This window comes from Paenibacillus sp. J31R30, from assembly GCF_059692115.1.
On sequence record NZ_JCAUAV010000001.1, the window covers coordinates 1,366,970 to 1,380,986 of the forward strand.

Annotated in this window: 12 protein-coding genes; 10 read left to right on the top strand and 2 right to left on the bottom strand. The window is 48.4% G+C overall.

Features of this window, described 5'->3' with window-relative positions; all coding sequences use genetic code 11:
- The first annotated feature begins 25 nt into the window (after positions 1 to 25).
- Entirely contained in the window at positions 26 to 949 is a 924-nt protein-coding gene (locus AC58QO_RS05445; protein WP_497264225.1) for a S66 peptidase family protein, read from the top strand.
- A gap of 67 nt (positions 950 to 1,016) precedes the next feature.
- On the opposite strand, the gene AC58QO_RS05450 is transcribed toward AC58QO_RS05445, so the two are convergent.
- Positions 1,017 to 1,643 carry a C40 family peptidase gene (locus AC58QO_RS05450; protein ID WP_497264226.1) on the bottom strand — a complete coding sequence of 209 codons (627 nt, stop codon included), beginning with the start codon at positions 1,641 to 1,643 and terminating at the stop codon, positions 1,017 to 1,019.
- Between the two features lie 321 nt (positions 1,644 to 1,964).
- On the opposite strand from AC58QO_RS05450, the gene AC58QO_RS05455 reads away from it, so the two are divergent.
- From AC58QO_RS05455 to AC58QO_RS05490, 8 genes are all read left to right on the top strand, one after another.
- The gene (locus AC58QO_RS05455; RefSeq protein ID WP_497264227.1) at positions 1,965 to 2,762 is read left to right on the top strand and encodes an ABC transporter ATP-binding protein; all 798 of its coding nucleotides are present in this window, start codon (positions 1,965 to 1,967) and stop codon (positions 2,760 to 2,762) included.
- A 163-nt stretch (positions 2,763 to 2,925) separates the two neighbouring features.
- A complete protein-coding gene (locus tag AC58QO_RS05460) occupies positions 2,926 to 4,308 on the top strand; it encodes an aspartate aminotransferase family protein (protein ID WP_497264228.1) in 1,383 nt (460 codons plus the stop codon).
- 15 nt (positions 4,309 to 4,323) lie between these two features.
- Positions 4,324 to 5,586 carry a M20 family metallo-hydrolase gene (locus AC58QO_RS05465; RefSeq protein ID WP_497264395.1) on the top strand — a complete coding sequence of 421 codons (1,263 nt, stop codon included), beginning with the start codon at positions 4,324 to 4,326 and terminating at the stop codon, positions 5,584 to 5,586.
- A complete protein-coding gene (locus AC58QO_RS05470; protein WP_497264229.1) occupies positions 5,583 to 6,464 on the top strand; it encodes a nitrilase-related carbon-nitrogen hydrolase in 882 nt (293 codons plus the stop codon). Before AC58QO_RS05465 ends, AC58QO_RS05470 begins: the two co-directional genes overlap by 4 nt.
- 20 nt (positions 6,465 to 6,484) lie before the next feature.
- Positions 6,485 to 7,852 carry an NAD(P)-dependent oxidoreductase gene (locus AC58QO_RS05475; RefSeq protein WP_497264230.1) on the top strand — a complete coding sequence of 456 codons (1,368 nt, stop codon included), beginning with the start codon at positions 6,485 to 6,487 and terminating at the stop codon, positions 7,850 to 7,852.
- Between the two features lie 34 nt (positions 7,853 to 7,886).
- Positions 7,887 to 9,182: an NAD-dependent dihydropyrimidine dehydrogenase subunit PreA gene (preA, locus tag AC58QO_RS05480; protein WP_497264232.1), complete on the top strand. Its 1,296-nt coding sequence runs from the start codon at positions 7,887 to 7,889 to the stop codon at positions 9,180 to 9,182.
- 2 nt (positions 9,183 to 9,184) lie between these two features.
- A complete protein-coding gene (hydA, locus tag AC58QO_RS05485; protein ID WP_497264233.1) occupies positions 9,185 to 10,627 on the top strand; it encodes a dihydropyrimidinase in 1,443 nt (480 codons plus the stop codon).
- Entirely contained in the window at positions 10,620 to 10,835 is a 216-nt protein-coding gene (locus AC58QO_RS05490; protein WP_497264234.1) for a hypothetical protein, read from the top strand. The genes hydA and AC58QO_RS05490 overlap by 8 nt, the downstream gene beginning before the upstream one ends.
- Here AC58QO_RS05490 and AC58QO_RS05495 read toward each other — a convergent pair.
- Positions 10,832 to 12,436, bottom strand: a complete 1,605-nt coding sequence (locus AC58QO_RS05495) for a PucR family transcriptional regulator (RefSeq protein ID WP_497264235.1) — start codon at positions 12,434 to 12,436, stop codon at positions 10,832 to 10,834. The genes AC58QO_RS05490 and AC58QO_RS05495 overlap by 4 nt on opposite strands.
- Before the next feature lie 124 nt (positions 12,437 to 12,560).
- On the opposite strand from AC58QO_RS05495, the gene AC58QO_RS05500 reads away from it, so the two are divergent.
- Entirely contained in the window at positions 12,561 to 14,003 is a 1,443-nt protein-coding gene (locus tag AC58QO_RS05500; RefSeq protein ID WP_497264236.1) for a CoA-acylating methylmalonate-semialdehyde dehydrogenase, read from the top strand.
- Positions 14,004 to 14,017 lie beyond the last annotated feature (14 nt).

A 14,017-nucleotide genomic window follows, 5' to 3' on the forward strand; every position in this document is an offset into this window, starting at 1 on the left:
GATGTCTTGGGTAGGAGGCAGAATGATGGCAATACGGCCCCCCATATTACAAAGTGGAGATACGGTAGGTATTGTTACGTTAGGAAGTCCACTTGATGCAAGCACAATTGATGCAAGGATTCAGACACTTGAGAATATGGGATTTAATGTCGTCGTGGGTAAATATGCGTATGCATACGGGGGGATCGTGGCAGCCACCGCTCAGCAGCGAGCAGAGGATCTCATGAATATGTTTTTAAATCCGAATGTGAAAATGATACTGCCCACAAGAGGTGGAACAGGGGTCAAGGATATTCTGCCCCTTCTGGATTATAGGATTATTAACAGCCATCCTAAGATCGTAACGGGATACAGTGATATTACGATTTTATTAAATATCCTCTACCAATTTGCCAATCTAATTACATTTCAAAGTCTTTTGTTAATTGATTTTGATTCGCATACACCATCTTATAACTTCGATCAATTCTATGCTGCAACATCAACACTGGTGAGTCCAAGAACGATTCAGAATCCACCCGGCATGCAACTGAGCAGCCTTGTAAAAGGGAATGTAAGAGGAGCCATGGTAGGCGGTAACCTTACTTCATTTGTTGGTACACTTGGAACGTCATTCGAAGTGAATACGAAGGGGAAAATAATCCTCATTGAAGAGACGCATGAGCCAACAAATACGATTTATCGGTATCTGACGCAATTGATTATGGCGGGGAAGTTCCGTGATTGCGCTGGGATCGTGATGGGGCAATGTACGAATTGTTCCAATTCGTACTTTACCACGTACAATGACCTAATTGTCGGGCTGATTGCACCATTAGGAAAGCCACTGCTGACCAATTTGAGCACAGCTCATGGCTTATATAAAGCTGCGATTCCCATCGGAGCTATGGTCGACCTCGATACGTATTCGAATAGACTTACTGTAGTTGAGCCAACTGTTTCAAGCTAGTGCAGCATACGTAAGTTTAACCCAAAAAAAGAAATAGCCGTCGGCTGTAACCGCGGCTATTTTTATTCTAGTTTATTAAACGACGTGCTCCCCAATAATGCTCATCGTAGTAGGGAGTTCCGAAAAGAGTGCTTATTTTAACTTCTCTCGTTCCCATTGTGCCTGCTTGAAGAATTTGGTTATTGCCTAAATAGATCCCAACATGGGAAACACCCGTGGTATAGGTTCCTTGTAGAAAAACTAGGTCCCCCTTACGAAGATTACTCTTCTCTACAGGCGTTCCTAATTGACTTTGCAAAGCTGCGGAATGAAGAAGATTAAAACCATGTTGGTTAAACGCATATTGCACAAAGCCTGAACAATCAAAAGCAACATTAGGTGTGCTCCCGCCAAAGACATAAGGGACGCCAAGCTGCTTCATCCCTGTTGCTATGATGGCATCTGCTTTTAGTTCCCAGCTTGCTTTTTGAACAGTCTTTACAGGAATCGTAATGATAACGCCTTCATAAATATTATTCGCATTAACTTTCGGATTGCTAGCGATTAGTTCGTTAAGTGGCACATTAAACTTCTGTGAAATGGACCAGAAAGTGTCAGAATCAGTAGCGACGTATGAATTGGCAGGTGCGGCATTCGCGATTCCCCCGAACATAAGACTTGTGGCGACTACGGTTGTAAGAATGAGCTTTCTCATCGTGTTCCTCCTAGATGTCTAATGTGTTTACTTTCACATTCTATCAAATTGAAGAAATAGAGAATATGAGCAAAATATGGATATCGAAACTAATGGGAATAATTTGTTTACATAATATTAGTTATGTAACACTCAAAACGTTTGTAAAGTCGCACGATCGCACGATCGACCTCCGATTTTACACTGTGTCAAATGACAATTCTAATTCAGGAACACAATGTATAATGAAAATTCAAAAATTCGTTATATAATATAACATATAGGGTTATTTATACTCACAGATACGTAACGCACTCGCAAGCGTAAATAAGGAGGAACCCGATGTATTCAGACTTTTCCCGTCAGAAAGTGGAAATTTCCTTAGAAGGCGTCGGTATGGTGTTCGGTAAGAAAGGGAGGCAAGTGACTGTTCTTCAGGAAATCACCTTCGATGTCGGTCAGAATGAACTCGTCTCCATACTAGGGCCTTCAGGCTGTGGCAAATCAACGCTACTTCGACTGATGGCTGATCTGCTTCAGCCCTCCTGCGGTCAGATTACGATTCAGAAGGAACACCCCCAAGAGGTACGGTTGCGTAGAAAATTCGGCATTATTTTTCGGACACCCAACCTGTTTGAATGGCGGACGGTACGAGAGAATATCGAGTTACCACTTGAAGTTATGGGGCTGAATCGCAATTCCTTTCAGGAACGTGTGGACCAGCTGCTTGACACCGTTGGCTTAGCAAAGTTCAAAGATTATTACCCGTGGCAGCTCAGTGGCGGTATGCAGATGAGAGTAGCCATGGCTCGTGCGTTATCCCTCGATCCTCCCATTCTCTTCTTGGATGAACCCTTCTCAGCATTAGATACATTTACAAAAGACAAACTGCAGCTTGATTTACTAGACATTAAGAAAAAGATGAACAAAACCATCGTTTACGTCACCCGCAGCATTACAGAAGCCGTATTCCTCTCTAATCGGATCATCGTATTATCCGCAAATCCAGGTCGTGTGCATGCCATCCACCAAGTCCCATTAGGTGATCGTACTTTGCAAACGCGTGAGTCCCCACTATTTCATGAATTAACCGTTGCTGTTCAAAAGTGTGTTTACGAGGGTAATGAACCCTCAGAGTAACTCTACCAGATGAAAATAATAGTAAAAGCTAGGGATGACAACCTCTTTTCAGACATAGAAATATAGTAAGAGACAACAGATATAAGACGAACAGGTATATCCGTGGATCGTAGATGATATCTGGTTTTGTGAACCTTGCTTTAACAACAGGAGGGGACTGCTTATGCGTGCTCAGGGCGATGTTGATCCATTATTGGTAAAAGAGGAGCTGCTCGAGAAAGATCGCAAATATGTGTGGCATCATATGACGGCGCATAATGAGAATCCGATGATCATTGCCTCTGGCGAGGGCAGTTGGGTGACAGATATCGATGGCAATCGCTATTTGGATGGCATGTCCGGGTTATGGTGCGTGAATGTTGGTCATGGCAGAAAGGAAATTGCTGAAGCAGCCGCTGAGCAAATGATGAAGATCGCTTATGCCACGCTGGTACAGTCCCACATTCCGGCTATTGAGTTAGCGGAAAAATTGAATGAGTGGCTCGATGGAGAGTATCGCATTTTTTACTCAAATTCAGGGTCAGATGCCAATGAAGTTGCGTTCAAAATTGCCAGACAATATCATCATCAAAATGGAAAGCCAAGCAAGCATAAATTCATTTCGCGTCATCGTGCCTATCATGGGAATTCCATGGGCGCCTTGGGCGCAACGGGCCAAGCTCAGCGGAAGTTGAAATACGAGCCGCTTGGTGTCGGTTTCCAGCATGTACCGCCGCCTTATTGTTATCGGTGTCCTTTTGGACAGACGAAAGAGACCTGCAGCTTACAGTGTGCGAAAGCAATCGAAAATGCCATCGTTTGGGAAGGCGCGGATTCCGTTGCAGGTGTGATCCTGGAGCCAACGATTACTGGCGGCGGTATGATCGTTCCACCTGATGATTATTTACCGATGGTTAGAAGCATTTGTGATAAGCATGATGTTTTGCTGATCGTAGATGAAGTCATTTGCGGATTTGGACGGTCGGGCAAGCCCTTCGGTCATATGAATTATGAGGTGAGACCCGACATCGTCACGATGGCCAAAGGGTTAACAAGCGCCTATTCACCGCTTTCAGCGACGGCTGTTTCAGCTGAGCTATACGACTCTTTCAAAGAGAAAGAGGCGACGAGCCATTTTAGACATATCAATACGTTTGGCGGGAATCCCGTTTCCTGTAAGGTCGCATTGACGAATCTCGAGATTATCGAGAGGGAAGGATTGGTTGAACGTTCAGCTGACATAGGGAAAGCCTTCAGAGCGAGATTGGAGCCATTACAGCAGCATCCGCACGTCGGTGATATTCGTATTTTCGGCTCGGCGATGGGCATTGAGCTGGTAGAGGACCGAGAATCGAAGATTCCCGCTTCAGTCGAAAGGGTAACGAGTATCATCCTAGCCTGCAAAAGCAAAGGACTGCTCGTCGGTAAGAATGGGGACACTGTTCCTGGTTACGCCAATATTGTGACACTTAGTCCTCCATTATCCTCAACAGACGAAGATGTGGATTTTATTATTGAAACCTTACTAGCCGTGTTTGGAATCGAGCAAGAGAAAGAGAAAGGATGATCGGACTTGTCGACAATGCCACTTATCCAAATCAACGCAGAACGTCTTGGTCAGCACATTCATGATCTCGCGCAAATTGGGAAAATAGGCGAAACAGGCGTTTGCAGACTCGCGCTTTCCAAGGAAGATCGAGCAGGCGTGGAGCTGGTGAAATCCTGGATGGAGGAAGCAGGGATGGAAACGTATATCGACCCCTTCGCTAATCTGATCGGCGTGTGGCACGGGAGCGATACGCAGGCACCTGTTCTTATGCTCGGTTCACATGTCGATTCGCAGCCCTATGGAGGGCGGTTCGATGGTGCAATCGGCGTGCTTGGCGCAATAGAAGCGGTGCAAACGATGGTGGAGGAAGGCGTGAAACCCGCTTGTAATATCGAAGTTGTCGCTTTCTGTGACGAAGAAGGAAGCCGCTTCAATAAAGGGTTGTTCGGAGTTAGGGGAATGACCGGTAAGCTCGAAGCGGATGAGTTGGAACGGACGGACAAAAACGGCGTCACCCGCCGTGAAGCGTTATTGGAATTCGGCTGTGATCCAGCGAATTTCGAAGGATATACGTTCCAAGAGGGCCGTATCGGGGCTTTTCTGGAACTTCATATCGAGCAAGGACCGGTGCTGGAGTCCATGAATGAGCCGATTGGTATCGTAAGTGGCATCTCCGGTCCATTATGGCTCACAGTGGAAATGACTGGCTTCGCTGGCCATGCTGGCTCCGTTCCCATGTCGATGCGTCACGATGCAATGCTCGGCAGTGCCAAAATCATCGTCGCACTGAACGAACTTGTATGCCGAGAACCAGGTGCACCTACAGTCGGGACGGTTGGCTCGCTCTCGGTGTTTCCGGATTCCAGGAACATCATTCCAGAGAAAGTCAGCTTCACGATTGATCTACGTGACATTGATATTTGTCGCCGAAACGCGCTTGAAGCTGAGCTGCTTAGTGTCATCGAGAACGTAGCCTGTGAGCATGGCCTCACCTATACGATTCGAGAGGATACGAACAGTGAGCCTCGCTACTGTGCGAATTGGATCAAGCATACGCTTCACAAGGAAGCGGGGTTGATGGGGATGAAGCCGCCGGAGCTGATGAGCGGCCCATTCCATGATTCGCTGACGATGTCCTACGTGTGCGACTACGGCATGATTTTCGTGCGCTGCCTCGAGGGCATTAGTCACAATCCGAAAGAATATGCTAGTCCTGAGGATATTGCACTGGGAACGGAGCTACTCTATCGTACGGCCCACCAGATTGTTGTAGACAAAGGGGGCTTCCAAGCATGAGTCTTGTCAGAATCGGTTTGATCCAAGCTTCACATGACGTGCATGGAGATGAACCGATCGCAAAGCATAAGGAGCTCGCCATCCAGAAGCATCTCGGCTTGGTGCGCAGTGCGGCTGCGCAGGGAGCGCAAATCGTCTGCTTGCAAGAAATCTTCTACGGTCCTTATTTCTGCGCTGAGCAAACAACGAAATGGTACGATGCAGCTGAAGAAATTCCGAATGGACCGACGACGAAGCTTTTTCAAGATGTGGCGAGGGAACTAGGCATTGTGATCATTCTACCGATCTACGAGCGTGATGGAATTGCCTCCTACTACAACACAGCGGCAGTCATCGATGCTGATGGTGCTTATTTAGGCAAATACCGGAAGCATCACATTCCACACGTTGCAGCAGGTGGCGGGTCATGCGGGTTCTGGGAAAAGTATTATTTTAAACCGGGCAATCTCGGATATCCCGTATTTGATACCGTTTTTGCCAAGGTAGGTGTCTACATTTGCTATGATCGTCACTTTCCGGAAGGAGCTAGAGCATTGGGGCTCGGCGGTGCAGAAATTGTGTTTAATCCCTCCGCAACCGTTGCAGGTACGTCAGAATATCTATGGAAGCTGGAACAGCCAGCGCATGCAGTAGCCAATGGGTATTATGTTGCTGCTATTAATCGCGTCGGGGTGGAAGCGCCGTGGAACATGGGGGAATTTTACGGACAGTCGTACTTGGTGGATCCGCGTGGATCTATCGTGGCTATAGGTAACCGGGATCAAGACGAGGTCATTATTGGGGATATGGATAAATCGTTGATTCGTGAGGTACGCAATGTTTGGCAGTTTTATCGAGATCGCAGACCTGAAACCTATGATCAAATCACGCAATTGTAAATGAGGGAGGAGGAGCGAAGATGAGTACGACATTTATTTCTTTAACGGATTTGAGGCGTAATTTTGCCGAAGTGAAGGCAGGTATGAAGCCCAAAGAGGCGATCGAAGAATCCAACCGCTGCTTGTTCTGTTATGACGCTCCTTGCCAGCACGCCTGTCCAACAGGCATTGATATCCCTTCTTTTATTAAAAAGATTGCCTCGGGCAATCTAAAAGGCTCCGCCAGAACGATTATGGAGGCCAATCCGGTTGGCGCATCCTGTTCGAGGGTATGTCCCACAGAAGAATTATGCGAAGGGGCTTGCGTACTCAATCATTCGTCCAAGCCTATTCTGATCGGTCAATTACAGCGATACGCGACGGATTGGGCAATCAAGAATGAACAGATTTTATTTAAAGCGGGTGCTAGTAACGGTAAATCAGTGGCGATTGTTGGAGGCGGTCCTGCGGGACTTTCGGCAGCTCGCGAGCTTGCCCGCTTTGGTTTTAAGGTGACAGTGTTCGAAGCGAAGGAGCAGGCAGGTGGCCTGGATACCTTCGGCATCGTATCGTTTCGACTACCACAGGAAGTTTCACTATGGGAGGTTGAGCAAGTGCGGCAGCTCGGTGTCGAGTTTCGTATGAACACACGTGTAGGGGTTGAGGTAGCCCCTACGGAGCTATTAAACGATTACGATGCTGTTGTATTAGCCGTTGGGATGTCTAAGGTGCCAATGCTAGGCATTGATGGGGAAGAATTGACGGGTGTCTATGACGCCATTGATTTCGTAGAATCGACGAAAATCGCTCCTGATCTTGATGGGTCCCTCGTTGGAAAGCGGGTAGCCGTGATTGGCGCGGGGAATACCGCGATTGATGCGGCTACGTGTTCCGTAAGGCTAGGCGCAGAACATGTACAAATCGTATACCGCCGTACACAAGAGGAAATGACAGCGTATGATTTTGAATACGAGTTTGCTAAGCTCGATGGCGTTGCGTTTCAGTGGCTTACTGCTCCACAGCGGATCCTAGGTGATGAGCAAGGGAACGTCGTTGGCATCGAATGTGTACGAATGGAGTTAGTGGATGCTGATGGGGGGCGCAAACGTCCGATACCCGTAGCAGATTCCGAATTTGTCATCGAAGTGGATGCCGTGATCAAAGCCATCGGCCAGACAAAGCATATCTCGCTGATCGAACAGTTCGGACTCGCGCATTCAAGGGGGACTGTGACCTTGCTGGATGCGGGCAGCGGGATGACTTCGAATCCAAAGATCTACGCGGCAGGCGATGTTATCTTCGGCGATGGACAGGGCGAAGCGATGGTCGTATCGGCAGCCCAGCAAGGGAAGATGACGGCATATGCCATTTATAAGCAGCTAGTAAAGGGGCAAGAGGCGTCGGCTTGAGGTAGGAATACTACAGAATCAGGAGGGATTCAGCATGGCTGATTTACGAACGAATCTAGCTGGAATTTCGTCACCCAACCCTTTCTGGTTGGCATCAGCTCCACCTACGAACACGGGATATCAGGTTCAGCGGGCTTTTGAGGCGGGGTGGGGTGGCGCAGTGTGGAAGACGCTCGGCGATCCGATTATTAACACATCCTCGCGTTTCGCAGCTGTTCATTTCAACGGGCAGCGTGTGGCGGGCTTCAACAATATCGAGCTGATCACCGATCGTCCTCTAGAAGTTAATCTCAAGGAAATCTATGAAACGAAGAAGCGCTTCCCTAATCATGCGTTGGTCGTGTCCCTGATGGTTGAGCCTAAACGGGAGAAATGGCACGAGATCGTCAAAAAAGTCGAAGCCGTCGGCGTAGACGGACTTGAACTGAACTTCGGCTGTCCGCACGGGATGGCTGAGCGTGGCATGGGCTCGGCTTCTGGCCAACAGCCAGACCTCGTCGAGGCGCAGACCATGTGGGCGAAAGAAGCCGCACAGACACCTGTAATTGTGAAACTGACGCCGAACATCACGGATATCACGAGCACCGCTTTAGCGGCGGTTCGAGGCGGAGCGGATGCGATTTCGCTCATCAACACGATTAATTCGCTAGCTGGTGTAGACATAGACTCGTGGAACACTATTCCACATGTCGGCGGCAAAGGCTCGCATGGCGGCTATTGTGGTCCTGCAGTGAAGCCAATCGCGCTTCACATGGTCGCGGATTGTGCGCGCAATCCAGGGGTGAATATCCCGATTTCTGGCATTGGCGGCATTTCCAATTGGCGCGATGCGGTTGAATTTATGCTAATGGGTGCAACAGGTGTACAGGTGTGTACAGCCGCCATGCATCATGGCTTCCGAATCGTGGAAGATATGATCGACGGATTGAATAACTATTTGGATGAGAAAGGCCTTGCCAGCGTCTCCGAGCTTATTGGAAAGTCCGTTCCTCGCTACTCCGATTGGGGGAACTTGGATTTGAATTATGCAGTAGTTGCCAAGATCGACACGGAAACATGTATTAACTGCAATAAGTGCCATATTGCCTGCGAGGATACCTCGCATCAGTGTATTGAGAGACATACTGACGATCAAGGGAAATCCTTTTTGCAGGTGCGGGAAGAGGATTGTGTAGGGTGTAATTTATGTGCGATTGTGTGTCCGGTAGATGGCGTGATCTCCATGGTTGAGGTGAAAGGGACAGAGGAGCCAATGACGTGGAACGAGCGTCAAGAGGCCGTTGCCAAGCTGTCAGCGGGAAAAGATGCCGATAAGAAGGAGGCTGTGTAGCCATGGCCAAGCTCATTAAGAATGGAACAATTGTCACTGCAACGGATCAGTATCGAGGGGATATTCTCATAGAGAACGGCATCATTACTGGGATCGGTCTTAACCTCACGCGAAAAGACGCCGAGATTGTGGACGCCACGGGAAAATATGTATTTCCTGGCGGAATTGATCCGCACACCCATCTGGATATGCCTTTTGGCGGGACGGTGACAGCGGATGATTTCGAGACAGGCACGATGGCAGCGGCATTCGGAGGAACGACCACGGTAATTGATTTTTGTTTGACGAATAAAGGGAAACCGCTAAGTCAGTCTGTTCAGACATGGCATCAGAAAGCGAAAGGCAAAGCCGTCATTGATTATGGTTTCCATTTGATGATTGCCGAAATCAACGATGAGGTGCTTGCTGAGCTGCCGAGCATGATTCATGACGAAGGCATCACTTCACTGAAGGTTTTCATGGCGTATAAGAACGTCTTCCAAGCGGACGACGGCACACTGTATCGGACTTTACTGGAAGCGAAAAAGCACGGCGCACTCGTTATGGTACATGCGGAGAATGGCGATGTGATTGAGTATTTAATCAAAGAAGCGCTCGAAGCCGGACATACGGATCCGATTTATCATGCGCTGACTCGGCCATCCCTGATTGAAGGAGAAGCTACGGGGCGCGCAGCCAAGCTCACGGCGTTAGCTAACTCTCAGCTCTATGTGGTTCATGTCACGTGTGAAGAAGCTGTCCAGCAAATTACGGAAGCACGTAATCGCGGGGTCGATATTTGGGGCGAAACATGTCCGCAATATTTGATGCTCGATCAAACATACCTGGAAAAGCCTGATTTTGAAGGCGCGAAATATGTCTGGTCCCCGCCGCTTCGGCCAAAGTTTCACCAAGACGTGCTGTGGAATGCGCTGAAAACGGGCCAGCTGCAGACATTAGGCTCGGACCAATGTTCGTTCAATTTTAACGGTCAAAAGGACTTAGGGCTCGGGGACTTTAGTAAAATTCCCAACGGTGGGCCTTGCATTGAGGACCGCTTCTCTATTCTGTTCTCTGAAGGGGTAGGGAAAGGGCGGATCACATTGAATCAGTTCGTAGATATTGTGTCTACGCGAAGTGCGAAGTTATTTGGCTTGTTTCCGAAAAAGGGGACGATTGCGGTGGGCGGTGACGCGGATATTGTTATTTTTGATCCGATTGCGAAGCGCACGATTTCCGCCGAAACCCACCACATGAATGTGGATTATAATCCGTTTGAAGGGCTTGAAATCACAGGGGAGCCAGTGACGGTTCTCTCTCGTGGCGAGTTCGTCATTCAGGATAAACAATTCGTTGGAGAGGCAGGAAATGGTCAATACATCAAGAGGGGAACGTATGTTTCGTCATCGTCAGCGGTAAACGCAGTGAAGAAAGAAACGGTCCAGGGAGGTGCCCCCAATGTCTGAATTTGAGCTCTATCAAGCAGAAAAGCAAAAACTTGACGGCTTTGTCGCACAGAAATACAAAATAGTCGGCGTGCTCGAAGATCTGGAAGGGGCATGGCTGGATCTCGAGCACCCCGGCGGGGAAACGGCTAGGCTGCATTTGACGACGGCCAATGCCAGAAAGTATTACGTCAACGTGTTGTTGTCGCAAGGCAAATCCAAAGCTTAACGGATAGCTCCGTTCAGATATTCATACCCATGCAAGGCGAGCTCCAACGCGATTCGCTTCTGTGGCTGCATGAAATCGTCGCCAAGAATCGCGGCGATTTTGTCCAGCCGATGGTATAACGTTTGCCGAACAATGAACAGCTCCTTCGCTGTTTCTTGTTTCGAGCCGGACAGCGTTAGATACATGTGCAACGTTTTCAGAAGCTGACCATTTTTCTCGCAGTCATACGCTACAATACCACCAAGATACGCTTCAATGAACGCGGTCAGTTGATCGGCTTGCTTCATAAGCAAGATCACCTTGTAGACGTGGAGTTCGTGATAGAAGGGCTTCGGAAGCACGCCGATATCCTTCTGGATCTCTACCGTCTCTAAGGCGGATTCATAGCTGTTGTGAATGTGAAGCGGGTCACTGACTGCCTTGCCAATGCCTAATAGTATCGGAAATAGTTGGGATTCTTGCGTTTTTTGCAAGCGCTGGATCGTTCGCAGGATTCTCTCATGACTTGTAGTAGACGGCGTTTGATCTAAAAGGATGAAGACGATACGCTGATCATACACCGTAGGCAACAAATATAAGCCTTCTCTTTCAAACAGGGAGCGGGCGATCATTTGTTTCTGAAAAAGAAGCGTTTCTTGCGATTTGAAGCTCTCGGTTCCTGCTGCCTTATCGAATACGCAAACGATGATTGGACCCAGTTTCACCGCAGGCTTGACGGACATGACATACTCACGAATATCTTGTAGAGAATGTTTACCGCTTAACCAATCGGTCACCCAGAGGTCCTGTTTGTAGCGAGTTTTCTCCTCGATATAAGTGGTGCGCATCATTTCTTGCGCAATAGCGGTCGCACAGCGATCCAATGCGAGTATTTGAAACTCACTGAGCTCCTGTTCGGCATATAAAAGCAGGTCGGCGAACAAATGTTCTAACGCGAGAATAGGGCGATGGGCTAGCTTGTTTTTGACATCGGATAAGTGAAAAATTTCGCCAAAAATCCATTTCTCATAAAAAGCAGCACCCTCATCTTTCGGAAGTGAAGGGACGAAAACCGCCTCTGTATCGAAAGGGAAGAAGGCTACCTGCGCGTGTGTCGTTTCTTGCAGCAGCTTGAGCAGCGGCTGTAAGCCTTTGCCTGATAAAAGCAGTTGATTCAGCTTTGTGGAAAGCGATTCTAGATCGGAGACCATTTTGTGATGCTGATGAATGAAATGCGTATGTAAATCCTGCGTGATATCAATATAACGAACTTCCTCGTGGAAAAAAATGAGCGGAAAATTGGCTTGAAGGGCAAGCGTCTTCATACTCTCAAGCGGCTGCTTTGTATAGGTACCCAACTCGATACAAAGTCCTGAAGCTCCGCTGTCAATCAATTGCTGTAGGAAGGAAAGACTCGTTTCCTCATTGTCCTGCCAACCAATCCCCGTGCTTAGTATAAGTTCATTCCCATTCAAAAGGTGACCAACTTGCGTAACTTCCATGATGTGAACCCAGCGAACTTTACGGGCTAAAGCTTCCTCTGTTGCAATAGCCTCAGCCTTATGAAAGAGTGGACGCTGCAAAATATCATGCACAGTTAATTGTAAAAGTGTCTGTACCAAACCGAATCACCACTTCCATGGAAGGTAAGTTGACGTATTCATGCACAATGAAGGAATGAACTTTATTATACAATGTGTCCAATGACTTGTGGTGAAAATTTCTAGCCCCAGGAGATGAACGACGATGACGAACCTGCAAAATTTGATCAATGGCGTTTGGGTGGATTCAGTAAGCGGTGAAATGAGTGATGTCATCAATCCTGCAACAGGTAAAGTGATCGCGCGCGTGCCATTATCGACGGCAGAGGATGTGGAGCATGCTGTGGACGCTGCTCAACATGCCTATGAAGCATGGAGTAGAACACCTGTTCCAAAACGTGCACGAGTCTTGTTTCATTATTGGCAGCTACTGCAGTCTCATGAGCAAGAGCTCGCTGAGTTGATCACGAAAGAGAACGGGAAGAGTTACAAGGAGGCTTTAGGTGAAGTTCTGCGCGGCATCGAATGTGTAGAATTTGCTGCCGGTGCACCATCACATATGATGGGAGCTACGCTCGCAAACATTTCTGCGGAAATGGATTCCGAGTTATTTCGTGTGCCGCTTGGTGTTGTAGGGGGTATTACTCCGTTTAATTTCCCGATGATGGTGCCATGTTGGATGTTTCCCCTTGCGATTGCCTGTGGGAACACCTTTGTGCTGAAGCCATCGGAACGCACCCCGCTGACAGCCATGAAATTAGCTTCGTTGATGCAAGAGGCGGGACTCCCTGATGGTGTGCTCAATGTCGTGCATGGGGCGCATGATGTAGTCAATGCGTTGACGACGTTACCTGCTGTCAAAGCCGTATCCTTCGTTGGCTCGCAGCCTGTGGCCAAGTATGTATATGAAAGAGCATCAGCTGCGGGTAAAAGAGTGCAAGCCTTAGCAGGCGCTAAAAATTATCACATCGTCATGCCTGATGCGCATCAGGAGAAAACAATTGAGAATATCGTCATGTCGTCGTTCGGCTCTGCGGGTGAACGCTGTATGGCGTGTTCAGCTGTCGTGGTTGTGGGGGATGGTGAGTCATTTGTGAGGGGTCTGCAGGAGGCTGCTGCACAGTTGGTGCTGGGCAGTGGAATGGAGGAGCAGGTGACGCTGACACCGATTATTCGAGAAGAGCAGCGGACGCGAATTGCGGGCTATATTGAGAAAGGCATCGCAGAAGGCGCCAAGCTGCTGATCGATGGGAGAAAGGTGGACGCGTGTGAAGGCGAGGGGTTTTTCCTCGGGGCGACGATCTTTGATCATGTGAAGCCTGAGATGACGATTGCCAGAGAGGAGATTTTCGGGCCTGTGCTATCGTTATTTCGTGCGGCGGATCTGAGCAGCGCATTGGAGTTAGTGAATCAATCACGCTTCGGGAATTCAGCGGTTATTTACACAGAGAATGCGAAGGCTGTGCGTCAATTCCGCGAGGAGGTAGAAGCGGGGATGCTGGGTGTTAATGTTGGCGTACCCGCGCCGATGGCCTTCTTCCCCTTCTCAGGCTGGAAGGATTCGTTCTATGGCGATCTGCATGCCAATGGCAAGGACGGGGTCGAATTTTACACGAAGAAGAAGATGATGACTTCGCGGTATTTTTGAGCGTGGCTGAGGGG